The following is a 23,475-nucleotide window of genomic DNA, read 5'->3' on the forward strand; positions in this document are numbered from 1 at the left end:
TTGCTCACCCTTAATCAGATACACAAGACCTATAACCAAGGCTCCATCAACGAAACCACGCTTTTTACAGGCTTTAATCTTACAGTGGCCGAGGGTCAGTTTATCTCCATCGTGGGTAGTAATGGTTCCGGTAAATCCAGCATGTTAAACATTATCTGCGGCAGTATTGCTATAGACAGCGGCAACATCCTGCTGCGCAACAAGGATATTACTAATATCAAGGAACATCAGCGGTCCGAATTTATTGGTCGGGTTTTTCAAGACCCAGCCAAGGGCACCTGCCCCAGTATGACCATCCTGGAAAACATGTCCCTGGCTGACAACAAAGGAAAGGTCTTTGGACTATTGGCGGGGGTCAACAAAAAAAGGACAGACTATTATAAATCCCAATTAGAGCAATTAAAGCTTGGCCTGGAGGATAAAATCAACGTTCCAGTGGGTGCCCTTTCCGGCGGACAACGTCAAGCCCTGGCACTTTTAACCTCCACCATGACACCCATCGATCTACTGATCCTAGATGAACATACCGCTGCCCTGGACCCCAAAACCTCGGAAAACATCATGGAACTGACCGACCACATTGTCAAGTCCAAAGGGATTACCACCCTTATGGTCACCCATAACCTCCGATTCGCCGTAAATTACGGTGATAGAATCCTCATGATGCACGAAGGCAATGCCGTCATCGACGCAACCGCCGGGGAAAAGCAAAAAATAGGTATCAGCAAGCTGCTGGAAGTATTTAACGAAATCAGCATCGAATGCGGTAACTAACGACTTTACGGTGCCGATTGTTGAAAAATATTTGTTGAATAAATCCAATGGTTGGGGAGGAAAGCTTATGCACGAGGATAAACTAAAAAAATTTTTCCTTAGGGATCGATTCGCCTCCTATAACGGTATCACCCTGGAAAAAGTGGCCCCTGGCCATGCTGTAACCAAAATGGAAGTAACTGAAAACCACCTCAATGGGGTTGATATTATTCAAGGTGGGGCTATCTTTACCCTGGCCGACCTAGCCTTTGCAGCCGCAGCGAATTCCTCCGGTCAAGTTACCGTTGGCATTAATGCCAGTATCTCCTATTTTAAAGCTTCCAGTGGCAAAATGCTAATCGCTGAAGCCAAAGAGGTTTCATCCTCCGCCAAAATCGCCAATTATAATGTAGATGTAGTTAATGAAACAGAAGAACTCATTGCCAGGGTAACTTTTACCGGATACAGAAAAGGAAATCGAATTGAATTTAAGTAAGCTCTCCCGTGGGGCTGTTGCAAACGAACGGAATCGTTCTTTTTGCAACAGCCCCTTAAAATTTACAGCCCGACTCTAACTTTAGAAAAAGCCCACCCTAATTGAATTCCTATGCCTTTTCCGAACAGTCCTTGAGCTTCAGACTGGGGTTCTGGTTCACCTCGACTAAGCCATCATTTGCCACATTGCTATAGCAAAAATGACTGCCCCATTTATAGTTTAGATCTTTGTAGGAAATATGATTGCCATATAGAATAATTTAGGGCAACAACCTTAGAAGGTTACCATTATATTAGAATAGGGGGAGTATTGTGGAAAAGTATTTTACAAACAAACAAGATGCTGTTTTATTGGTCATTGATATTCAGGATAAACTAATGCCGGTTATGAAGTATGGGGAACAGGTTATAAATAACACCAATACCCTAATTACCATTGCTAAAGATTTGGCTATTCCCATTATGGTTGCAGAGATGTACCCCAAAGGTCTAGGACATACCGTGCCAGAAGTTAAAGGCTTAGAAGATGTTCCTATCTTTGAAAAGATAACCTTTTCCGCCTATACCCATGAGCTAAGTGCTGCCCTAAAGCAATTAGGGAGAAAAAGCATCCTTGTAACCGGCATGGAAACCCATGTTTGTGTTTACCAAACCGTGAGGGATCTGCTCTTTGCCCGTTACAATGTATTCCTGGTGGCTGATGGGGTTTGTTCCCGCACCAAGGAAAATTATCGAAGCGGTTTATCCCTTATGGCTGCCATGGGTGCAGTGATTACCAATACCGAAACCGTCTTTTTTGACTTGATGAAAGAGGCCGGAACACCTCAATTTAGAAAACTGTCCAAGCTGATAAAGTAGCGGACTGGTCATCCCCTTGTGGGGTCAGGCCAATTAAGGGTAAAGGTTTCAGTTAAGAGAACTTCGTGCTACGGGAGTCATTCAGCCATGGTGCCAGTCATCATTGTGGTTAACAAAGCCAAACGGTAAGCCCTGGTCAGATGACCAGGGCTTATCGTATTTGTTATTCAAATGTAACAAGCTTTTTCCGTGCTATGGCTATTCCAGTCTGGGTTCAAGTTTATGATTGACTTGTTCAAATTCTACCGATTTTTTTTGATTCATTCTCCTAAATTCAAAAAACAATAGTAAAGCTGTTAAGGTTACAGCGAAAGCATCGGCAATGGGTGCTGTTCTCCAAACTCCCTTAAGTCCCCAGAAATTAGGCAGGATAATTAAGAGTGGGATGAAAAAGAGCACTTGTCTGGATAAACTCAGGATCGTTGATTGAATCGGTTTGCCCACAGCCTGAAAATAATTTGATCCAATGATTTGGAAACCAACGATTGGCAGAAGCGCCATAAATATTACCAGACCGTCAACGGTTAACTGCGTCAGGGCAGTATCCCCTTTACTAAAAAGTGCTACTATCGGGGTCGCATAGGTTTGGATTAAAATAAATCCAAAGATGGCCAGACCCGTACCGGCAATGATGCCTTTTTTTAAGGTTTCTTGCACTCGGTCAAACTGCCTGGCTCCATAATTAAAACCAATCAAAGGCTGGGCTCCTTGACTGATGCCGACAATGGGCATGATAAGCAGCATGGCTAAACTCATGATAATCCCCACTGCGGAAAGCCCTAAATCTCCACCATAGGCCATGATCGTTTTGTTTAAAATCGTTTGCTGAATACTATTGGCAATCTGCATGGCAAAAGGAGCAAAGCCTATTGAGCAAATCTTTAACACAATGGGCCATTGGGGCTTTAGGCTGTTAAGGCTGATTTTAATCCTACTATTGCCCTTAAAGAAGTAATGGAGCACCCAAATGGCTGTGACCGTTTGTGCTATGACTGTTCCCCAGGCTGCCCCTTTGATACCCCACCCTAACGGGAAAATAAAAATATAGTTTAAAACAACGTTGATCACCGCAGCAACTATTTGCGTTAACATGGCAAACCGGGGGTTTCCTTCGGCCCGGATAAAGTTACTCATTCCATAGGAAATCGCACCTGGTACGATTCCCAGCATGATAATATGGATATAGTCACGGGCATAGGGCAGCACTTCTTGGCTGGAACCAAACAACATAAGAATTGGGTTGGAAAAAAGGAAATAGATACACGAAAGAATCAATGGCAGTAAAATTAGCAATAGGGTAGCATTGCCAGCAATCTTTTCTGCCTCTCGCATTTTATGTTGCCCTAGACGAATTGAAATTAAAGCGGTTGCACCAACACCAATAAGCATAGCAACAGCAATATTAATCGTCATAATCGGAAAGGCAACCGTGGTAGCAGCAATTGCCACAGAACCAATACCTCGTCCGACAAATATACGGGCAATGATATTGTAGAGGGCACTCACTAGCACACCAATGATGGCTGGCAGTGAAAATTCCCAGAGCAGCTTGCCAATATCGCCATTTCTGATGTCCAAGTTCTTGGCCATATTCATTTATCCCTCACTTCTTTGAATGTATGCTTAGAAACTAGGCTCGTTTGCATTAATTGACGCAAACTCAGCGGGCTTGCTCATCAAGGTTTCGGGCAATTTTCTGGTAAATACGAATAAGATGATTAATCTCCTCTTCCGATAACCCTTCAAAGAACTTACTCGTTACAAGCTTTTGTTTTTCAGTCATTGATTCTACATAGCTTTTCCCCTTGTCTGTAATTTCCAGGTAAACGACACGGCGGTCACCCTTTGCCCCTTTGCGTTCAGCATAACCCTCGGAGACAAGTTTATCTGAGACACCTGTAATCGCACCAGGAGTCATTTGAAGCAGTTCAGCCAATTCTGTCGCCTTTCGTGGACCAGAATGGTTAAGAGCCTTAAGCATAAAATATTGAGAAGGGTTCAGACCATGCTCCAATTGTTTAGTCCACTCTTTTTTCATTTTTTTAAGTACATTGGAAAACAAATCAAGCAACTCTCTATTATCAAACATTTTCTTCTCCTTTATAACTAAATATTTTAGTAATAAACTATTTAGCGATTAACTATTCAATTATAGTTTCTCAAACAACACGTGTCAACCACAAAAAAATGCCAGGTGTTGATTCGTTCAACGCCCGGCACGGGTTGACTTTAAATACTATCGCCTTTTTTTCGTCTACTTCACATCCCTGTAACCCCCAGCTCTTCTGCAATGTCCTTCCAATATAGCTTTTCTGTTTTATCCCTATATTGAATTACAAAATAATCTTCTTCGGTAAAGGCCCTTGGCTTTCCTGTTTCATCTTTATAGTATATTCCATATGAAAATTTATTTGGCTCTTCCCCCCTATCATCTAAAAAGCCAACGTAACATTCTGTGAACTTGATATGTGGAATCTTTTCATGAGAAGGGCCCCAGTTGTTAAGTGCTTTTTGGCTGTCTTTTAATTCAAAATTAACGGTTATGACTTCTTCGTTCTTCGTGTAGGTTATTGCAATGTCATCGGACTGCACTCCCCAGCCCAGTCCAAATAGAAACAGATATCCTCCGGCAACTAAAATACAGCATGTTAAAGTGATTAACACGGCTTTCCAAACTTTTCTATTCAGCTTTTTGAATGGCTTGATATCATTTTTATTGACTTCAATATTTTCTGCAACAATTTCTGATTTCATTTCTTCTAGTGCCCCTCTGCATTTTAGGCAATCTTTTATATGATTTTCAATTTCACGATTGCTTTCGTCGCTTGTTAAGCCATCCACATAGCTGGGTAATAAATCTTTAATAATATCGCATTTCATCACAATCTTCCTTTCATAATTTTTTGCTTTGCCCGATAAAAAGTTACTCTCGCCCAATTTTCATTTTTTTGAAACAGCTCTCCTATTTCCCTAAAAGAAAAGGCCCCTGTTATTCTTAAAAGAAATACCTCTTTAGCGATAGGCTCCAAAATATGCACTTCTTGAAATATTTGCATCTTCTCTGTGTTGAGAAAAAGCTTCTCTTCCATGGATAATTGATTAGAAACGAGATTTTCATCGAGGGCGGATGCTTTATGCCGTTTACTTCTTTCTATCTCCTGATACCATAGATGCTTTGCAATTTGACAAAGCCAGGTAGAAACTTTACACGAACCATCAAAACGAGCGGATGATTTTATAGCTTGGTAAAACGTTTCTTGGGTCAGCTCTTCTGCAATATTTCCATCATTACACAAACTAAGTAAAAATTTATATACTAATTCGGCATAATTTTGGTAAGCCTCATCTATGTTCATTTTGCCTCTCCACCTCCTTCACTTTATATATCTGCTTATTCCTTATTTCGTTACAACTTATTTGAAAATAAATAATCTCTTTCTATTCTTTCTACGACATCAAACGAGAGGGGGTTGTAAGCAGTAAAATAAAAAGGACCGATTTCGGCCATTAAAAAAGGACATTTTTTTCCAGTTCACTATCTAAATTCCTTACTGTACTATCACATTCACGTTACAAGTATGCTGAGTGGGCGGATACCCCTTTAACCATAGCTACCTTTATCCAAATGCTTGGTCGCTGAAGCATAACTTTGCTAACAACCGACTGTTTATAGACCTAAAGACATGGAACCAAAGTTGTGAAGATTGGCTTGGGCGGACTGCAAATAGCAACGTCCATGGGACAACAAAAAAGGTACCCGCCGAGGTGTTTCTCCTGGAAAAGCAACACCTAAAACCGATACCCTTTACGAATAATATACCGAAAGACATTGTAACAAGTGCAATCGTTCGTGGAGCGGCTAAAAACCTTAGAAAATAATAAAGCCACCATGGAGTCACGACTCCAAGAGTGGCAGCTTAGTAATGATCCAAAGCATATAAAACAAACATTAGAATGCTTTGTTAAAAAGGTTATTATCAAACATGACACCATCGAATTGGATGCTATAGTGCCTGTGCATATGTATGGTGGAGGCGGGGGGAGTTGAACCCGCCGTCCGAAAGAGCAACCACAATAGGCTCTACGAGCGTAGACTATGTTTTAAATTTCGCTTCCTTGGCGGCCATAGACAGCCTCCGCGGTTGCTAGTCCGGTAGTCTTAGCTATAACCCTCCGAACATCAGGCTATAGAGCGTCCCGTTTAAATGACCCCCTATCCTGCACAACGGGCGCAGCAGGTAGAAGGTTAGACAGCAATTAAGCTGCTAAAGCGTATTCTTCGTTAGCAATTATTAGTGTTCACCGTTTAACGGGTAGGTGAGATCCCGGCTCGCTCCTCCTGCCATCGCATCCCCCGTCGAAGCCATTTCGCCCCCTGAGTGTATGAGAATGCTTTTGCTAACGGAAAGCTTTTTAGTTTATTACATTTTCTGCCGTTCACGGATGGCACGATCCATATCTCTTTTGGCATCCCTAGCGGCAATATCATGTCGTTTGTCGTAGGTCTTTTTGCCTTGGGCCAGTGCTAGTTCTACTTTTACTTTCCCTCTGGGATTAAAGTACACCTTTAAGGGTATTAATGCAAGTCCTTTTTCTCTAACTTTACCATATAAACGTAAAGTCTCTTGCTTATGCATCAAAAGTCTGCGCGTTCTTTTGGGCTCGTGATTAAATCGGTTGCCTTGTTCATAAGGGCTGATGTGTAAATTATAAAGCATCATTTCGCCATTTTCAACCCGAGCAAAGCTGTCTTGGAGGTTGGCCTTGCCAGCCCGCAGTGATTTTACCTCCGTACCGGATAAAGAAATGCCAGCTTCATAGGTTTCTAAGATGTGATATTCATGCCTGGCACGGCGATTATCTGTAACTGTTTTAAAACTTTTTTCTGATGCTTTGGTAGCCATAAAATACACCTCTGACAGTTAAAGCCCAGGTACTCATCTGAGACTCGGGCTTTTGCAAACAATTTATAAGCAAGTATTTATATTATAGCAAACTAATCTTTTATGTCAAGACATAGATTTTTCTTCATTGTCCACATTGCCTTTTCCCGATTCAATTTGCAGACCTTTCTCTGTCTTGATAAATTTTGCTGTGGCTTTGGCTACCTGTGTGCCATCGGCCAATGTAATTTCTGCCTGCATGTTGGCCAATCTACCCCGATCAACCTGCTGTCTGGCAGTCACCACAAGGGGTTCACCGATGGGTACTGGTTTTAAATAACGGGTTGTCATTTCTACTGTCATGGCCGGGTTACCTCTGCTCCAAAGCCAGTGACCCATAACTTCATCCATAATGGTGGTCAGAAGTCCGCCGTGCATCATATTTAACCAGCCGGAATGCTCTAGTCTGGGAGTAAAGGTAGTATAGGTTATATCACCTTTATGTTTAATTGCTAATTTTAGCCCAATGGGGTTGTTAGGCCCGCAGCAAAAACACTTGTTAACCTCTTGCCATTGTTGACTACCATATAATTCCTTATAATCCGTCAAAAATACCACCCCCATTTTGTTCTTACTGTAATATTTTACTAAATTTTTTTGTCGGTGACAAGTTTGGGTTGATCCCTGCCGCAGACGGCAACAGCAGAAAATGAAAAGCTTTGAGCAGCAATGAAACAGGCGACACAGGTCACCCCTATAACCCAAGGCCAATGGCTCATGGCCATTTTTCAGGATAATTAATAAAAAGGAGAGTATCGCTTGTCAGCGACACTCTCCTTACTTAAGTTAATCTTACAGTTTGGTAAGCAGGGGCCCAAGGATCAGGGAGATTGTACCTGCAACCTTGATCAGTGGGTTCATAGCAGGACCGGAGGTATCTTTGCAGGGGTCACCTACAGTGTCACCAACAACGGCTGCTTTGTGTGGCTCAGACTTCTTGCCACCCAGGTTCCCTTGCTCGATCCATTTCTTCGCATTATCCCAAGCACCACCAGCGTTGGACAGGAACAGAGCCATCAGAACACCTACAACAGTCAGGCCAGTTAAGAAACCTGCCAGAGCGGTAGCGCCAAGTAGGAAACCTACCAGGATTGGGGAAACAACGGCAACAACACCAGGAGCAATCATTTTAGCGATTGCAGAACGGGTAGCAATGTCAACACAACGAGCATAGTCAGCTTTTACACCAGGCTTGCCTTCCAGCAGACCAGGGATTTCACGGAACTGACGACGAACTTCTTCAACCATGCCGAAGGCAGCTTCACCAACGGCACGCATGGTTTGTGCGCCAACTAAGAAGGGAATGGCACCGCCGATAAATACACCAACCAGAACCATTGGATCGGTTAGGTTAACGATAAAGGCACCATCCGGATTTATCCTTGCGAGTTCTTCTGCAAACTTGTGCTTAACGCCGTCTACATAAGCACTGAACAGAGCCAAAGCGGTCAGAGCAGCGGAACCAATGGCAAAGCCCTTGGCGATAGCGGCAGTGGTGTTACCAACTGCATCAAGTTTGTCAGTCTTAACACGAACTTCGGGAGGAAGCTCAGCCATTTCAGCAATACCACCGGCATTATCAGCAACAGGACCAAAGGAGTCCATAGCAACAACCATACCAGCGGTGGATAGCATACCCATAGCAGCCATAGCAATACCATAGATAGCCCAAGCAGCAGCATGCTCAGGAGGAGCAGCATTACCAACAGACCAGAAAGAGAACCAGATCGCACCGGCAAATACCAGCATCGGCAATACAACGGATTCCATACCAACAGACAGACCATGGATTACGTTGGTAGCAGGACCGGATTTGGAAGCTTCGGCAATACGGTTAACCGCAGGCTTGCCAGCACCAGTGTACATTTCAGTTAAGTAACCGATTGCTACGTTAACAAGCAAACCGGCTAATACAGCCATGAATACACCGAAACCAATACCTTGCTCAGCGAAGACGTTGTTAGCAAGGAAGTATACGCCAACAGCGGTTAATAAGTTTGTTGTCCATAGGCCAACGTTTAAAGCAGACTGAGGGTTGCCCTCTTCAGTAGTACGTACAAAGAAAGTACCGATAATCGATGCAATAATACCAATTGCGCCAACCAACAATGGGAAGATAATACCTGTGAAACCAAACAGAGTATTACCAATCAGCATAGCAGCAATGGTAGTTGCAGCGTAGGATTCAAATAAGTCAGCACCCATACCAGCTGTGTCACCAACGTTGTCACCAACGTTATCAGCGATAACGGCAGGGTTACGTGGATCGTCTTCAGGAATACCAGCTTCAACTTTACCTACAAGGTCAGCACCTACGTCAGCAGCTTTGGTATAGATACCGCCGCCAATACGAGCGAAGAATGCGATAGCAGAAGCACCAAATGCAAAGGAGTTAATAATCAGTGCGTTTTGGAAAATAATATACAGTCCAGAAACACCTAACAGGCCCAGACCAGCAACGGATAGACCCATAACTGCACCAGCCCGGAAGGAAACGTTAAGGGCTTTCGCCATACCATGGCTACGAGCAGCCTCAGTAGTACGGGCGTTAGCCTTTGTTGTTGAAGTCATGCCGATGTAACCGGCAACTGCGGATAAAACAGCACCAACTAAGAAAGAGATAGCTGAAGCTCCGCCAACTGGCAGGTGGTCTCCGCCCTCAACAAAAAACTTAGCTCCATAAAGAAGCACAAAAATAACTACCACAAAAGGAATCAGGGTTTTGTACTGACGGTTTAGGAATGCCATCGCGCCTTCATGGATGGCTTCGGAAATTTCACGCATTTTGGGTGTGCCCATATCTTCTTTTAGCACGCTAGATAAAGTAAATAATGCAAAAACCAGTGCAATCGCGCCGGCACCCGCAGCGTAATAAGCGAGCATCATATTTTCCACTTGAAGTTACCCTCCTCGTCCCGATATTCATTACTTAGGACCTACTTCCATACCACTAAAACCATCGAAGTAATTGCAAAGGCAATAGCGATAAAGGCTGTGAGCCTGCCGAGTTTTTCATCTAAACCTTTCTTCTTTCCCCCAAACAGTTGCTCAGCCCCGCCGGCAATGGCACCGGACAAACCGGCACTCTTACCTGACTGCAGCAGAATCGATGCTATCAATGATACTGCGATTAGTACATGAATGGCAGTCACTAGACCTTTTAACAAAACTCCACCTCCTTTTCTTGGTATATGTAAAAAAAAGGTCTTGTATACTTTTGTATTATAGCACAACGTGAAATAAGTGACAATCTTTGTACATGTAAAAATAGGTAGCCAAGGCTCTTTCTTACACTCCCTGGCTCCTATTTTCGCAGGTTATGTGATTATTTTAACAAACCCCTAGTACTTTAAATTGTAAAAGACTTCTTTACCACGATAACGTGCTATAGGGCCAAGCTCCTCTTCTATACGTAGTAATTGATTATATTTGGCAACCCGGTCTGTTCTGGAAGGTGCGCCCGTCTTAATTTGTCCTGCATTGGTAGCTACAGACAAATCAGCGATGGTGGTATCATCGGTTTCACCGGAGCGGTGGGATACCACAGCGGTATAACCGGCACGCTTGGCCATTTCGATGGCATCCAGAGTTTCCGTAAGGGTACCAATTTGGTTTACTTTAATGAGGATCGAATTGGCTACGCCGCCTTTAATCCCTTTGGCTAAACGCTCGGTATTCGTTACAAAGAGGTCATCCCCCACCAGCTGAATTTTTTGGCCTAGGGTTTGGGTTAGTTTAGCCCAACCTTCCCAATCATCTTCGGATAACCCATCTTCAATGGTAATAATGGGGTACTTATCTACCAATTTCTGGTAGAAAGCGATCATTTCATCGGCTGTATAGGTTACCCCTTCACCCTCCAGCAGATATTTACCGTCCTTGTACATTTCTGTGGCTGCAACGTCCAATCCTAAGTATACATCCTGTCCTGGCTTATAGCCAGCCTTTTCTATGGCTTCGATAATAACAGCCAGGGCCTCTTCGTTGCTCTTTAGGTTGGGAGCGAAGCCACCTTCATCACCCACAGCCGTGTTTAAACCCCGGGCCTTCAGCACAGACTTTAGGTTGTGGAAAATTTCAGCACCCATCCGAAGTCCCTCGGAAAAGCTTTCAGCACCCACTGGCAGAACCATAAACTCTTGAATATCTACGTTATTGTCAGCATGGGCACCGCCGTTAAGAATATTCATCATTGGTACTGGTAATTCCTTGGCATTTACACCACCGATGTACTGGTATAAGGGCAGGTCAAAGTAGTTGGCAGCGGCCTTGGCCACAGCCAAAGAAACACCCAGGATCGCATTGGCACCCAATTTCCCTTTGTTCGGCGTGCCATCCAAGTCGATCATGAGGCTGTCAATACCGATTTGGTCTGTAACATCCATACCAATCAGTTCCGGCCCAATAATTTCATTAACATTATCCACTGCTTGAATAACACCCTTGCCCAGATAACGCCCTTTATCACCATCCCGCAACTCAACTGCTTCATAGGCACCCGTTGAAGCACCGGACGGTACAGCGGCCCTGCCCACCGTACCGTCTTCTAACCATACTTCTGCTTCCAAGGTGGGATTACCCCGGGAATCCAGAATCTCCCGGGCAAAAACATCACTGATTATTGTCAATGTACATACCTCCTATGGTTTTTTCATATTTTTCATTGCTTGGCAATAAAAATGGGGCACATGTAAAAAAGCTGACGGCTGAAGGCTAGACCCCAACGCCTATCCCTTCAGCAAAAGGCTGCTGCCCGTCATTTCCCCCGGCTTAGGCAGGCCCAGGATATCCAGCATAGTGGGTGCTATATCAGCCAGGCTGCCATCATCTCTTAGTTTAGCGGTCTGGTATTGTTTTCCCATTAGTATAAAGGGTACCGGGTTGGTGGTGTGGGCTGTGTAGGGACCGTCTTTTTCATCTTGCATTTTTTCGGCATTACCGTGGTCAGCGGTAATAATGACTATTCCGTCCTTCTCTAATAGGGCCGAAACCACCCGATCCAGGCATCTATCTACTGTTTCAATGGCGGTTATCGTTGCTGCTAGATCTCCGGTATGTCCCACCATGTCTGGGTTGGCATAGTTGGTAATGAAGACGTCAAAGATTCCTTTATTAATATTAGTGATAAAGGCCTCTGTCACCTCATTGGCGGACATCTCCGGTTTTAAGTCATAGGTGGCTACCTTGGGTGACGGAATCAGTACCCTCTCCTCATTGGGATTGGGTGATTCCACGCCACCATTAAAAAAGAAAGTAACATGGGCATATTTTTCCGTCTCGGCTAGCCTCAATTGCTTCTTACCCTGCATACTCAACCATTCCCCCAGGGTGTTTACCAGCTTATGAGGGGGAAAGGCCACTGCTGCTTCAATGGTTTTATCATAGACTGTCATGCAGACAAAATGTACCTTTGGCCGAGCAGGACCCCGGTCAAAACCAGTGAATTCTTCATCCACAAAGGCCCGGGTAATTTGTCTGGCCCTGTCTGGCCGGAAATTTATGAAGACCAGTGCATCCCCATCGGCAATCTTAACCAAGGGCTGTTTACTGTCATCCGTAACCAGGGTGGGCTTAACAAACTCATCCGTTTCCCCCCGCTCATAGGCCACATCGATGGCTTCCAAGGGGGAGTTGGCATGTAGCCCTTCGGCATAAACCATGGCCCTATAGGCTAATTCTGTACGCTCCCAGCGGCGATCCCGATCCATGGCATAATACCTGCCACTGACTGTAGCCACCTGCCCTACCTGTTCTTCTTCCATTTTTTTAAGCAGTGCCCTCATATAAAGCTTGGCACTGGAAGGAGATACATCCCGGCCATCCAAAAAGGCATGAAAATACACCTTTGTTAGGCCCTGCTGGGCTGCCAGTTTAAGTACCGCAAATATATGTTTAATGTGGCTATGTACACCACCGTCTGAAAGCAAACCCATAATATGTAGGGCCGTATCCTTTTCCTTGACACACTTTATAGCCCTCAAGAGTTCTGGATTTTGAAAAAAATCCCCTTCTTGAATGGCCTTGGTGATACGGGTTAATTCCTGGTAAACCACCCGTCCGGCACCAATATTTAGGTGCCCCACTTCGGAGTTGCCCATTTGGCCTGCGGGCAGACCCACTGCCTCCCCGGAGCAGACTAGGGTTGTATGGAGATAATTCGCTAAATAATTCTTCATATTTGGTGTCTGGGCCTGGGCTATGGCATTACCATGCTCCTCTTTATTTAACCCCCAACCGTCCAATATAATCAAGGCCAGGGGCTGACTATTTTGACTCAAAATTTGGAACCTCCTCTTTGCGAGGGTAGAAATTACCTGCAATTTTCGATAATTCCTGCAAAATCCTCCACCTTCAAGCTTGCACCGCCCACCAGGCCTCCGTCAATATCTGGTTGGGACATCAGCCCCCGGGCATTACCCGGCTTCACACTGCCGCCATATTGAATTCGAACTGCTTCTGCCGCAGCACTGCCGAACCGCTGGGCAATCACTTGACGAATGCTTTGATTGACCTGCTGGGCATCCTCATCAGAAGCCGTCCTGCCGGTACCAATGGCCCAGATTGGTTCGTAGGCAATGACGAGACCTGCCACTTGCTCAGGGGTCAGATCCTTTAAAGCCCCCTCCGTCTGCAGGGTTACAATTTCCTCAGTGGTACCTGCTTCCCGCTGCTCCAGGGTTTCACCCACACAAACAATGGGTACCAAACCAAAGGCCAAAGCGGCCTTTACCTTTAGGTTGACTCCCTGATCCGTTTCCCCAAAGAACTGCCGTCTTTCGGAGTGGCCTAAAATTACATATTTAACCCCCAGTTCCTTTAACATGGCCGGGGATATCTCCCCGGTATAGGCCCCCTGGGTCTCCCAGTGCATATTTTGGGCCCCCAGGGCAATATTGCTTCCCTTTAGGGCTTCTGCCACCGCTGCCAGTGCTGTAAAGGTCGGACAAACCACAGCTTCAACCTCGGTGCCATGATTCTTTTGTTTTAGTTCCTCCACAAAGCTTACCGCTTCGGCCACAGTTTTATGCATTTTCCAATTTCCAGCGATAATAATTTGCCTCAAAATAACACCCCCTTGAAATACGAGAAGTGAGAAGTTAGCAGTGGGTTTCAAACCCTTACTTCTCTTCTCACTTCTTACCTAAAAACCTTCTATTTATATAAAAATATTTTGCATGATATTTTATTTGTCCTGCAGTGCAGCTACCCCTGGCAGTACTTTTCCTTCGAGGAATTCCAGAGATGCCCCTCCACCGGTGGAAATATGGCTGATCTTATCAGCAACCCCCATTTTATTTATAGCCGCCACAGAATCTCCACCGCCTACAATGGTGGTGCCCTGGGACTCACCTAAAGCTTTGGCCACGGCTTCGGTCCCCTTAGCGAAGGCCTCCATTTCAAAGACACCCATAGGACCATTCCAAATCACAGTGGCTGCATTGCGGGCTGCAACAGCATAGCGTTCTGCGGTTGCTGGACCAATATCCAGAATCATCCAATCTGCCGGAACTTCGTTCACTGGTACAACCTTTTGCTGGGTGGTTGGTTCCATCGCCAGTGCCGCCACTGCATCGCCGGGCAACAAGAATTCTACCTTTTGAGTTTTGGCCCGTTCCAGCAATTTTTTGGCCAGCTCAATTTTATCTGGTTCCACCAGAGATTTACCGATGTCATAGCCCTGGGCCTTTAAGAAGGTATTCGCCATGCCACCACCGACAATCAACGTATCAACCTTATCTAGCAAAGTATCAATTACACCAATCTTATCCGAAACCTTGGCGCCACCAATGATGGCCACAAAGGGACGCTCGGGGTTAGAAACTGCCTTACCCAGGTTAGCAAGTTCCTTTTCCATCAAAAATCCCGCCACCGCAGGTAGATATTCAGCAATTCCAGTAGTGGAAGCATGGGCCCGGTGGGCCGCCCCAAAGGCATCGTTGACAAAAAGCTCCGCCAATTCAGCCATCTGTCTGGCATGCTTCTCATCATTTTTTGTTTCTTCACCGTGGAAGCGAACATTTTCCAGCAGCAGCACATCGCCTTCGTTCATCTTGGCAATGGCCTGCTGGGGTTCTGTTCCTACGGAATCATTTACCTTGATTACTTCTTTACCCAGCAGTTCGGACAGTCGTTTGGCTACCGGAGTCAAACGATATTTTTCCACCACTTCCCCCTTGGGACGACCCAGGTGGGAAGCTAGGATGACCTTGGCTCCCTGTTCCATTAAATATTGAATGGTCGGTAAAGCCCTTTGGATACGGGTATCATCGGTAATATTCCCTCCAGCCAAAGGTACGTTAAAATCCACCCGGACAAAGACTCTTTTACCTTTGACATCAACATCCTTGACAGACTTCTTTAGCATGTTTACAGCCCCTTTTCAGCTACCATCAGTGCTAAGTCAAGCACCCGGTTGGAATAACCCCATTCGTTATCATACCAGGCAATTACCTTAGCTAAGTTACCATCAATAACCATGGTAGACAGACCGTCTACAATAGAGGAATTGGGATTGCCATTAAAGTCTTTGGATACCAGCGGCAGTTGATTAAACTCCAGAATACCCTTCATCTTTCCTTCGGCTGCTGCCTTTAGGGTGGCATTAATTTCTTCAGCAGAGGTTGCTTTTTCTAATTCAACCACCAGATCCACAACGGATACGTTGGGGGTGGGAACCCGCATGGCAAAGCCATTTAGTTTGCCCTTCAGCTCAGGCAGTACCAAAGCAACTGCCTTGGCTGCACCCGTGGTGGTGGGAATGATGGACATGCCCGCAGCCCTAGCTCTACGCAGGTCCTTGTGAGGTAGATCAAGAATTTGCTGGTCATTTGTATATGAGTGAACAGTGGTCATTAAACCTTTGATAATTCCGAAGTTGTCATTGATAACTTTAGCCACCGGGGCTAAGCAGTTGGTGGTACAGGAAGCATTGGAAATAATGTGGTGCTTAGCAGGATCATATTGATCATCGTTAACACCCATGACAAAGGTGCCATCTACTTCTTTGCCAGGAGCAGAAATAATGATTTTCTTGGCTCCTGCCTCCAGGTGTTTAGCAGCATCGGGACCTTTGGTAAAGCGACCAGTGGACTCAATCACAATATCTACGCCTAGTTCTTTCCAGGGCAGTTTGGCTGGGTCCCCTTCGGCTATTACTTTAATCTCCTTACCATTAATAATGATACTGTCTTCCGTGGCGGATACATCTGCATTCAAAATACCATGCACCGAGTCATACTTTAAGAGGTGTGCTAAAGTCTGGGCATAGGTTAGATCGTTGATTGCTTTAAAATCTAGACGACGGGATTTATGGTTAACTAATGCTACTTCAAACTCGTTACGCTCGATGGCGCAACGCAGCACATTTCTTCCGATACGTCCAAAACCATTAATACCCACTTTAATAGGTGCCATTTGCAAAACCACTCCTTAAAAATTTATTATGTCACAATACATTGTGCTCCTATTAAATTGTATGTCTCATTCAGGAAATGTTTTCAACATTAATCGTAAATTCCCTGCATAAATGATAAATTTTAATATCTTTTTCTTCTGGTTGTGGCAGGAATGCCCAATTCATCACGGTATTTGGTTACCGTTCGCCGAGATATCTTGATCCCCCGCTGTCCAAACATTTCGGCAATCTTTTGATCACTTAAGGGAGCAGAGGTATCTTCCTCTTGAATAATCTCCTGTAAAATCTTTTTTAGGCTTTCTGAGGATACCTGAGAGCCACTGGTATCACTGAGACCAGTGGAAAAAAAATACTTCATTTCAAAGACTCCCTGAGGAGTCTGAATGTACTTATTCGAAGTGGCACGACTGACCGTGGATTCATGGACACCTACTATATCTGCTACTTTTTTTAAATTCAAAGGCTTAAGGCCCTTTACTCCATGTTCTAAAAATTCCCGCTGCAAATCTACTAAACAATTGGCAACCTTATATAGGGTTAAGCGCCGCTGTTCAATACTGCGGATTAACCAAGCCGCTGCATTTAATTTTTCCTCAACAAACTGTTTCGTATTCTGATCTGCGGAACTATTTTTAGATAATACCGTACGATAGGTATTGTTAATGGAAAGTCTTGGAATAGCTACATCATTAACTAAAATAATGTATTGCCCCTCCACCCTCTCCACCACCACATCGGGAGTAATATAACGCAATTCGTCGTGTTGGGTTAAATTTCTACCTGGCTTTGGTTCCAGCTTTTTCAATATATCCGCTGCCTCCTGCACCTCCAGGGGAGAAACATTTAATTTGACAGCAATTTTAGCTAGCCGACCACTGGCCAGGTCTGGTAAATACTCATCGATCAGTACTTTTACAAGTTGATTATCAATCTTCAAAAAATCCAATTGAATCCTCAGGCATTCCTGTAAATTTCTTGCCCCCACTCCTGGTGGGTCAAAACCTTGCAGCACCTTTAAGGCTTCTTCTAACCTTGGTGTTCCTACACCCAGTTGTTCATTCGCATCCTCCAGATCAATACCCAAGTAGCCCCTGGAATCGATGTTGCCAATTAAGTATTGCACAATCTGCTTAAGCTCTTTACTTGCCCGGCTAAGGCTAAGTTGGAAGGTTAAATGCTCTATTAGCGTAGGGGCTTGACTAACAAATTGCTCATAGCCCGGTTGTTCTGAAATTTCCCTTTGACCCCGTATGGGAGAAAGACCAAGGTCACTGCGATCCTGAAAATATTCTTCCCAGTCCAGATCCAATTCCTTCTTGGGATTGTTGCTATCTATGTCTACATCCTCCTGGGGAGCAGCTATTTCTTCGCCGCGCTCCTGGTCATGATCTTTTACTTCCAGCATGGGATTCTCTAATACCTGTTGCTCAACATATTCCACCAATTCAAGGGAGGACAATTGTAATACCGTGATGGCCTGACGAAGTTCCGGTGTCATAATAAGTTTTTGGGTCTGCTCCAAATTAAGTCCAAAATCTATTCGCAAGATCCATCACTCTCCTTTAGTAATTGCTGTTAGCGTTTATCCATTAACCCCACTATCCTGTCCTGATTCGAGTAATTTCTCAATATTAAAGTGTGCACCGTCATCCGCATAAAGTGTTTTGACCCCGCTCTTTTTCTCCACATAGTAGGCCATGGCGGGACGTAGATCTTCCGGACGCAGGCAGCAATGGTTGAAATGTGTCATAATACAAAGTTTGACATTACTGTTCCTAAGTAGATGGGCTAGCCCCAATGTGGTTATATGCCGATGGGCATACACATTATGACTGGTGACATTGGCAATAAGGACGTCAACCTGGCTAAAAGCTTGCTTAATGTCCTCACGGTAATCCACAATATCCACTAAATCTGTAATAGGTCCCCGATAGGATAAATCCTTGACTCCTTTGGGTGTGGTATAACCCTTGATGTAATTTGTGTCGCTGGTGTAGCCAAGGGTAAGATTCCCTGTCCTTAAAATAAATCCATAATTTTCTTCAGCATGATGGGCCGGTACCGGATTCAGGGTGACATCCCCAATGGCAACAGGCTGCAAAGGTACAAGTTTTTTTACTGCGGGGCCTCCCTTATACCCTGAAAGACTATCCTTGCCCTGGTGATAGATGCTGATCAGTCGCTCTCGTTCCAAAACTTGGCCTGGTGCCAATACCAAACCCCTGCGGCAAAACATGCCCCAACACATGGCCTCTATCACGGCCTCTGCACCGGCATAGTGATCCAAATGACCATGGGAAATATATACTCCGTCCAAGGTACCTAAGTCAAAGTCAGCCTCCCGGGCCCGTACCACCGCCCCTGGCCCTGGGTCCACATAAAGCCTTACCCCACCCACCGTGAGGATAAAGCCAGCAGTCCGGGGAACCTGGCTAAAAACCGCCTCGGGATTACCGCCAGTACCTAAAAAAAGCACACTGGTACCTGGAGCTGCGGCTCCAGGCTCCTCCCGATGTCGATAATTGCAAAAGGATTCATAAGCAGCGACCCCTGTTTTTTTCCTCAATTCCTGATCAATTTTGTTTAGGTCCATGTTCTTCCTTCCTAGAACGAAGCCTTTCCGCCATACGTTCTATTTTACGCATGCGATGGTTGACACCAGACTTACCCACCGGGGGATCCCATAGCTCTCCCAGTTCTTTCAGGCTGGCATCCGGATGCTCCAAACGGTATTCTGCCGCTTCCCGCAGGGCCTTTGGCAATTTGTCCAGTCCGATGGTTTCTGTTAGATACTTAATATTTTCTAGCTGCCTTACCGCAGCATTGACAGTTTTATTCAAGTTGGCCGTTTCACAATTGACCAGCCGGTTTACCTGGTTACGCATATCCTTATAAATGCGGGCATTCTCAAAATCCAGCAGGGCCGAGTGGGCCCCCATCAAATTCAAACAGTCAATAATTTGTTCACTGCCCTTCAGATAAACCACATGCCAGTTTTTTCTCGGGCTAACCTTAGCGGGCAGGTTAAAGTACTGCATCAGTTCTGTTAGATCCTGTGCATGCCTTAAATTATCCGTAATAATTTCTAAATGATAGGTCCCCTCCGGGTTATTAACAGAGCCACCACCCAAAAAGGCACCCCTTAGATAGGCCTTGCGGCAACAATCCCGGGAGATTAAGTCCTTGACAATACCCTCTTCTGTGAAACTAAAACCTCCGGCCTCAAAGCCCAGGGCCTTAAAAATCCCATCGATGCCTGGTTGGGGAGGAATACGAACTAAATAAACATTATTTTTCCGCAACCTTACTTTGCGCCGCACCATGATCTCCGTGGCCAGTCCAAATTGATTTTTTAATAGTGTAAATATTTTTCTGGCTACGGCAGCATTTTCCGTAACTATATTTAAAGAAAATCTCCTCATACCGTTTATCTGCACACTGCCATCCATTTTAATCAGGGCAGCCAGTTCCGCCAAACGGCAGCATTGTTTATTTCCAACTACACGAGCCAATTCATTTTTCGTTACTGCCGAGAAGGACATATCAAACCCTCCACTCCAATGGATATTATACCACAGTTAAAATAGTACAGAATGGTCTGTTGCAAATTTTATACCAAAAATTCTGTAATTGACCGATATGTCTGGTTTGTTTTTTGTTGCTAAATAGACAAAGGGCTTTCCTTACCAATGATTTCCACTTATAATATTCTGGGGAGTGATTTTCTTGCGTAGAAGTTTTGAGCAAATACAAAAAATTATTATCGTATCAGCACTTACCTTAGGCCTTCTGATATCGGCGGGTGGGGTTAGCTACAAATACCTATTTGCGAAGGAGCATAAGGGAGCGACTACACAAAATGCCTCTGATCTTGCATCAACCTCACTATCTGTCAATCTTTACACGAAACTACAGTTAAGTCAGCCCATAAACATTGCGGTTTTAGGATCTAGCGGGGCCACCTCCAAGGAACAGCAGAAAAAGTTGGTGAATAAGCTGTCCACAGAATTTAGCTGTAAAGTATCCCTCTTTTCCCTGGCAAGTATAGACGGCTCTAGTTGGAGTACCTTAATGACCCTAAATAATTTTATATCCACCAAGCCGGAGATGCCCGACCTGATTATATTATATCCAAGTGCGTCGGATCAGTCTGACATAAGTATTGACGATGTAAAACCGATTTCAGATTTTGATCGATATCTGTCCTGGCAGCGAATCAATAATTCTTCCCTTACATCGGATCAGGCTCATCGTGTTGGGCCAGGGAAACTACCCATCCAATGGAACGAGGATTATTTGGCATGGTTTTGACACAACTGGGAAGAGCCTAGGTAATAATAGGCCGGTTCCACAATAAAATTAGATTATGAAAACAAGGGGAGTCTCGCTTACCACTTAAACAAGTAGTGCGATACTCCCCCTTATTTTAGAAGATATTCTTGCATTTTTGGACAATCATGAGTTATGCCTCAAGATTCTTTGGGCCGTCATCCACGCCCGGCAGTATGTGGCAATGGCTGTCAATCAAGCTCTTTTTAGCCCCAGGAAGGTTTCCCTTTGTATTCCATTGCCTACACCACCAGCAAAGCCTTTGGTAGTTATGTTGCAGCATCATAGCATCCTGGCCGGAATAGGTTTTACCAACCATTAAGGTGGTAGAGGCTTCATAACGAGGGGTTAAAACAAAAAAACTGATACTACCACTGGTAAGCATGGCAATTAGCGGTAGGCTTATTCATACCCATTTACCTTTCTTGATTATGCGACAGATATCTCTTAGATCAATAACCTCATCTTCCCTGGCGTCAAATCTGTCCTCGTTCAATCTCCTTTGTCAAATGGCTTGTTAGATAACTTACCAGGAATATTTCCCCATTATTTAACTAAATTTTGCAACTTTTTCAAAACATTTACGGCAACTCCTAAAATCTAACATATTCACCGTATGAGATATTATTACTCCTCCTTGGCAGCGGCTACTTCAGCAACCGCCTTGGTAAAATTACTGCGTTTTTGATGCAACTCATCCAGATACCTGGCAAACTCTAAGCCAAAGTCTGGCGATTCCAGGGCATATTCAACAGTGGCCTTTAAATAGCCCAGCTTGTCCCCAGCATCATAGCGGATGCCCTCGAACATACAGGCATAAACTCGCTCCCTTTGGGCTTGGACCCTCAGGGCATCGGTAAGCTGGATCTCGCCACCTGCACCAATTGGCAAATTTTCTAAACAGTCAAAAATCGAAGCATTTAGTATATAGCGACCCATAATGGCCAGTCGAGAGGGTGCCTTTTCCGGGGCAGGTTTCTCCACTAAATCCTTTACCTGGTATACCTGTCCCATACTTTCACCGGGTTGGATGATGCCATATTTATTAACATCGGAAACCGCTACTTCCCGTACACCAATGACACTGGCGTGATTTTTCTCAGCAATATCGATTAACTGCTTCAAGGCGGGAATCTTTGATTTTATAATATCATCACCTAATAGCACCGCAAAGGGTTCATTGCCCATAAAGGATTTTGCACAGTGCACCGCATGTCCTAAACCGAGGGGCTCATTCTGTCTTATGTAGTGAATATTGGCCATCTGGGTAAGGTTAATAATGGTTTCTAACTCTTCGGATTTACCCTTGCCCCCCAGGGCAGCTTCCAATTCGGGACAACGGTCAAAGTAGTCGACAATGGGCCATTTCCCTCTGCCTGTGATAATTAGAATATCTTCTATGCCAGAATTAACCGCCTCTTCAATAATGTATTGAATAGTTGGTTTATCAACAATGGGCAGCATTTCTTTGGGTAAGGCCTTTGTAACAGGGAGAAACCTTGTCCCAAGGCCAGCGGCAGGAATAACAGCTTTGCGTACTTTCATCTTCTTACCTCACGAAAATTTTTTCAGAAAACCTTTAGGTGAATTAATAAGTTTTTACAAAAAATTATATCATATTCTGATCATATAGTTGCTTTTGTTATTTATTTTTAATATTTTCCTATTCCTCATAACCATTGGGGTTATTAAACTGCCAGTTCCAGGTATCCGCACACATTTCCTCGATACCTCTCTCGGCAACCCAATTAAGCTCCCTTTTCGCCTTGGCTGGATCGGCAAAGCAGATGGCCACGTCACCCGGACGGCGGTCTACAATGGTGTAGGGAACCTTTCTGCCGGAGGCTTTTTCGAAAGCCTTAATCATTTCAAGCACACTGTAACCCCTGCCAGTACCAAGGTTGTAGACAGCTAAACCCGTGGTGGGTAAGATCTTTTCCAGGGCCCGTAAGTGCCCAATGGCTAGATCCACCACGTGAATATAGTCCCTGACCCCTGTACCATCGGGTGTGGCATAATCCTGGCCAAAGACCCTCAGTTCTTTCAATTTGCCAACTGCCACCTGTGAAATATAAGGCATCAGGTTATTCGGTATACCTTCCGGGTCCTCACCAATTAGGCCGCTGCGATGGGCACCTATGGGATTGAAATAACGCAGCAGAGCAATACTCCATGTCTTGTCGGATATATAAAGATCCTCCAATATTTCTTCAATCATTAATTTAGTACGCCCGTAGGGGTTGGTGGCACTGAGGGGAAAGTCTTCGGATATGGGAACGCTTTGTGGATTGCCATAGACCGTGGCTGAGGAACTAAAGACTAGCTTCTTCACTCCATATTTTTGCATCATCTCACAAAGAACCAGTGTCCCAGTAATATTATTGTGATAATAGCGCAGGGGTATTGTCACAGATTCCCCCACTGCCTTAAGCCCGGCAAAATGGATTACTGCCTCGATTTGATTTTCCGCGAAAACCCTTTTAAGTCCTTCTTTATTCAAAACATCGATCTCGTAAAATTTAATTTCTTGACCAGCAAGGGCCTTGATGCGCCTTAATGACTCCGGTTTGCTGTTCGAAAGGTTATCCACAACTATTATTTTATGCCCTGCATGAAGCAGTTCCACACAGGTATGACTGCCAATGTACCCTGCTCCTCCTGTAACCAATATGGCCAATGGAC

Annotated in this window: 22 protein-coding genes, 1 other RNA gene and 1 pseudogene; 5 read left to right on the forward strand and 19 right to left on the reverse strand. The window is 44.7% G+C overall.

The window, feature by feature from the left end; translation table 11 throughout:
- The 3 genes from V6C11_RS13660 (at window position 1) to V6C11_RS13670 (ending at window position 2,106) form a co-directional block, all read left to right on the forward strand.
- Window positions 1-774, forward strand: a complete 774-nt coding sequence (locus tag V6C11_RS13660; protein WP_333531750.1) for an ABC transporter ATP-binding protein — start codon at window positions 1-3, stop codon at window positions 772-774.
- Between the two features lie 67 nt (window positions 775-841).
- Window positions 842-1,249 carry a PaaI family thioesterase gene (locus tag V6C11_RS13665; RefSeq protein ID WP_333531751.1) on the forward strand — a complete coding sequence of 136 codons (408 nt, stop codon included), beginning with the start codon at window positions 842-844 and terminating at the stop codon, window positions 1,247-1,249.
- Window positions 1,250-1,560: 311 nt separating this feature from the next.
- On the forward strand, window positions 1,561-2,106 hold the full coding sequence (locus V6C11_RS13670) for a hydrolase (protein ID WP_333531752.1): 546 nt from the start codon (window positions 1,561-1,563) through the stop codon (window positions 2,104-2,106).
- Between the two features lie 198 nt (window positions 2,107-2,304).
- Here V6C11_RS13670 and V6C11_RS13675 read toward each other — a convergent pair whose 3' ends face one another.
- The 4 genes from V6C11_RS13675 to V6C11_RS13690 form a co-directional block, all read right to left on the reverse strand.
- Window positions 2,305-3,696 carry an MATE family efflux transporter gene (locus tag V6C11_RS13675; protein ID WP_333531753.1) on the reverse strand — a complete coding sequence of 464 codons (1,392 nt, stop codon included), beginning with the start codon at window positions 3,694-3,696 and terminating at the stop codon, window positions 2,305-2,307.
- A gap of 70 nt (window positions 3,697-3,766) precedes the next feature.
- Window positions 3,767-4,195: a MarR family winged helix-turn-helix transcriptional regulator gene (locus V6C11_RS13680; protein ID WP_333531754.1), complete on the reverse strand. Its 429-nt coding sequence runs from the start codon at window positions 4,193-4,195 to the stop codon at window positions 3,767-3,769.
- Window positions 4,196-4,365: 170 nt separating this feature from the next.
- A complete protein-coding gene (locus V6C11_RS13685) occupies window positions 4,366-4,986 on the reverse strand; it encodes a zf-HC2 domain-containing protein (RefSeq protein WP_333531755.1) in 621 nt (206 codons plus the stop codon).
- Window positions 4,986-5,462, reverse strand: a complete 477-nt coding sequence (locus V6C11_RS13690) for an RNA polymerase sigma factor (RefSeq protein WP_333531756.1) — start codon at window positions 5,460-5,462, stop codon at window positions 4,986-4,988. Before V6C11_RS13690 ends, V6C11_RS13685 begins: the two co-directional genes overlap by 1 nt.
- 280 nt (window positions 5,463-5,742) lie before the next feature.
- Between V6C11_RS13690 and V6C11_RS18730 the strand changes: the two are divergent.
- Window positions 5,743-5,907 (forward strand): annotated as a pseudogene (locus V6C11_RS18730) (IS21 family transposase); the annotation flags it as partial.
- A 225-nt stretch (window positions 5,908-6,132) separates the two neighbouring features.
- Here the strand turns inward: V6C11_RS18730 and ssrA are convergent.
- From ssrA to whiA, 13 genes are all read right to left on the reverse strand, one after another.
- Window positions 6,133-6,482, reverse strand: a transfer-messenger RNA (tmRNA) gene (gene ssrA, locus V6C11_RS13695).
- 45 nt (window positions 6,483-6,527) lie between these two features.
- Window positions 6,528-7,010 (reverse strand): SsrA-binding protein SmpB, encoded by a 483-nt coding sequence (smpB, locus tag V6C11_RS13700; RefSeq protein WP_333531757.1) that lies wholly within the window; start codon window positions 7,008-7,010, stop codon window positions 6,528-6,530.
- Between the two features lie 105 nt (window positions 7,011-7,115).
- Window positions 7,116-7,598 (reverse strand): PaaI family thioesterase, encoded by a 483-nt coding sequence (locus V6C11_RS13705; RefSeq protein ID WP_333531758.1) that lies wholly within the window; start codon window positions 7,596-7,598, stop codon window positions 7,116-7,118.
- A gap of 243 nt (window positions 7,599-7,841) precedes the next feature.
- A complete protein-coding gene (locus tag V6C11_RS13710; RefSeq protein ID WP_333531863.1) occupies window positions 7,842-9,935 on the reverse strand; it encodes a sodium-translocating pyrophosphatase in 2,094 nt (697 codons plus the stop codon).
- Between the two features lie 50 nt (window positions 9,936-9,985).
- Window positions 9,986-10,216 (reverse strand): preprotein translocase subunit SecG, encoded by a 231-nt coding sequence (gene secG, locus V6C11_RS13715; RefSeq protein ID WP_333531759.1) that lies wholly within the window; start codon window positions 10,214-10,216, stop codon window positions 9,986-9,988.
- A 174-nt stretch (window positions 10,217-10,390) separates the two neighbouring features.
- On the reverse strand, window positions 10,391-11,677 hold the full coding sequence (eno, locus tag V6C11_RS13720) for a phosphopyruvate hydratase (protein ID WP_333531760.1): 1,287 nt from the start codon (window positions 11,675-11,677) through the stop codon (window positions 10,391-10,393).
- A 99-nt stretch (window positions 11,678-11,776) separates the two neighbouring features.
- Window positions 11,777-13,327 (reverse strand): 2,3-bisphosphoglycerate-independent phosphoglycerate mutase, encoded by a 1,551-nt coding sequence (gene gpmI, locus V6C11_RS13725; protein ID WP_333531761.1) that lies wholly within the window; start codon window positions 13,325-13,327, stop codon window positions 11,777-11,779.
- Between the two features lie 32 nt (window positions 13,328-13,359).
- Window positions 13,360-14,112, reverse strand: a complete 753-nt coding sequence (tpiA, locus tag V6C11_RS13730) for a triose-phosphate isomerase (RefSeq protein ID WP_333531762.1) — start codon at window positions 14,110-14,112, stop codon at window positions 13,360-13,362.
- A gap of 120 nt (window positions 14,113-14,232) precedes the next feature.
- On the reverse strand, window positions 14,233-15,414 hold the full coding sequence (locus tag V6C11_RS13735) for a phosphoglycerate kinase (RefSeq protein WP_333531763.1): 1,182 nt from the start codon (window positions 15,412-15,414) through the stop codon (window positions 14,233-14,235).
- Window positions 15,415-15,416: 2 nt separating this feature from the next.
- On the reverse strand, window positions 15,417-16,463 hold the full coding sequence (gene gap / locus V6C11_RS13740; protein WP_333531764.1) for a type I glyceraldehyde-3-phosphate dehydrogenase: 1,047 nt from the start codon (window positions 16,461-16,463) through the stop codon (window positions 15,417-15,419).
- A 122-nt stretch (window positions 16,464-16,585) separates the two neighbouring features.
- Window positions 16,586-18,010 carry an RNA polymerase factor sigma-54 gene (gene rpoN / locus V6C11_RS13745; RefSeq protein WP_333531765.1) on the reverse strand — a complete coding sequence of 475 codons (1,425 nt, stop codon included), beginning with the start codon at window positions 18,008-18,010 and terminating at the stop codon, window positions 16,586-16,588.
- A 36-nt stretch (window positions 18,011-18,046) separates the two neighbouring features.
- Window positions 18,047-19,057: an MBL fold metallo-hydrolase gene (locus V6C11_RS13750; protein ID WP_333531766.1), complete on the reverse strand. Its 1,011-nt coding sequence runs from the start codon at window positions 19,055-19,057 to the stop codon at window positions 18,047-18,049.
- Window positions 19,038-20,006 carry a DNA-binding protein WhiA gene (gene whiA / locus V6C11_RS13755; RefSeq protein ID WP_333531767.1) on the reverse strand — a complete coding sequence of 323 codons (969 nt, stop codon included), beginning with the start codon at window positions 20,004-20,006 and terminating at the stop codon, window positions 19,038-19,040. Before whiA ends, V6C11_RS13750 begins: the two co-directional genes overlap by 20 nt.
- A gap of 184 nt (window positions 20,007-20,190) precedes the next feature.
- Between whiA and V6C11_RS13760 the strand changes: the two genes are divergently transcribed.
- Entirely contained in the window at window positions 20,191-20,775 is a 585-nt protein-coding gene (locus V6C11_RS13760; RefSeq protein ID WP_333531768.1) for a hypothetical protein, read from the forward strand.
- Window positions 20,776-21,420: 645 nt separating this feature from the next.
- On the opposite strand, the gene galU is transcribed toward V6C11_RS13760, so the two are convergent.
- The gene (galU, locus tag V6C11_RS13765) at window positions 21,421-22,338 is read right to left on the reverse strand and encodes a UTP--glucose-1-phosphate uridylyltransferase GalU (protein ID WP_333531769.1); all 918 of its coding nucleotides are present in this window, start codon (window positions 22,336-22,338) and stop codon (window positions 21,421-21,423) included.
- A gap of 118 nt (window positions 22,339-22,456) precedes the next feature.
- Entirely contained in the window at window positions 22,457-23,470 is a 1,014-nt protein-coding gene (gene galE / locus V6C11_RS13770) for a UDP-glucose 4-epimerase GalE (protein WP_333531770.1), read from the reverse strand.
- Between the last annotated feature and the right edge of the window lie 5 nt (window positions 23,471-23,475).

Origin of the sequence: Desulfotomaculum sp. 1211_IL3151 (assembly GCF_036763075.1) — a bacterium.
In the GTDB taxonomy this organism is placed as follows: domain Bacteria; phylum Bacillota; class Desulfotomaculia; order Desulfotomaculales; family Desulfotomaculaceae; genus Desulfotomaculum.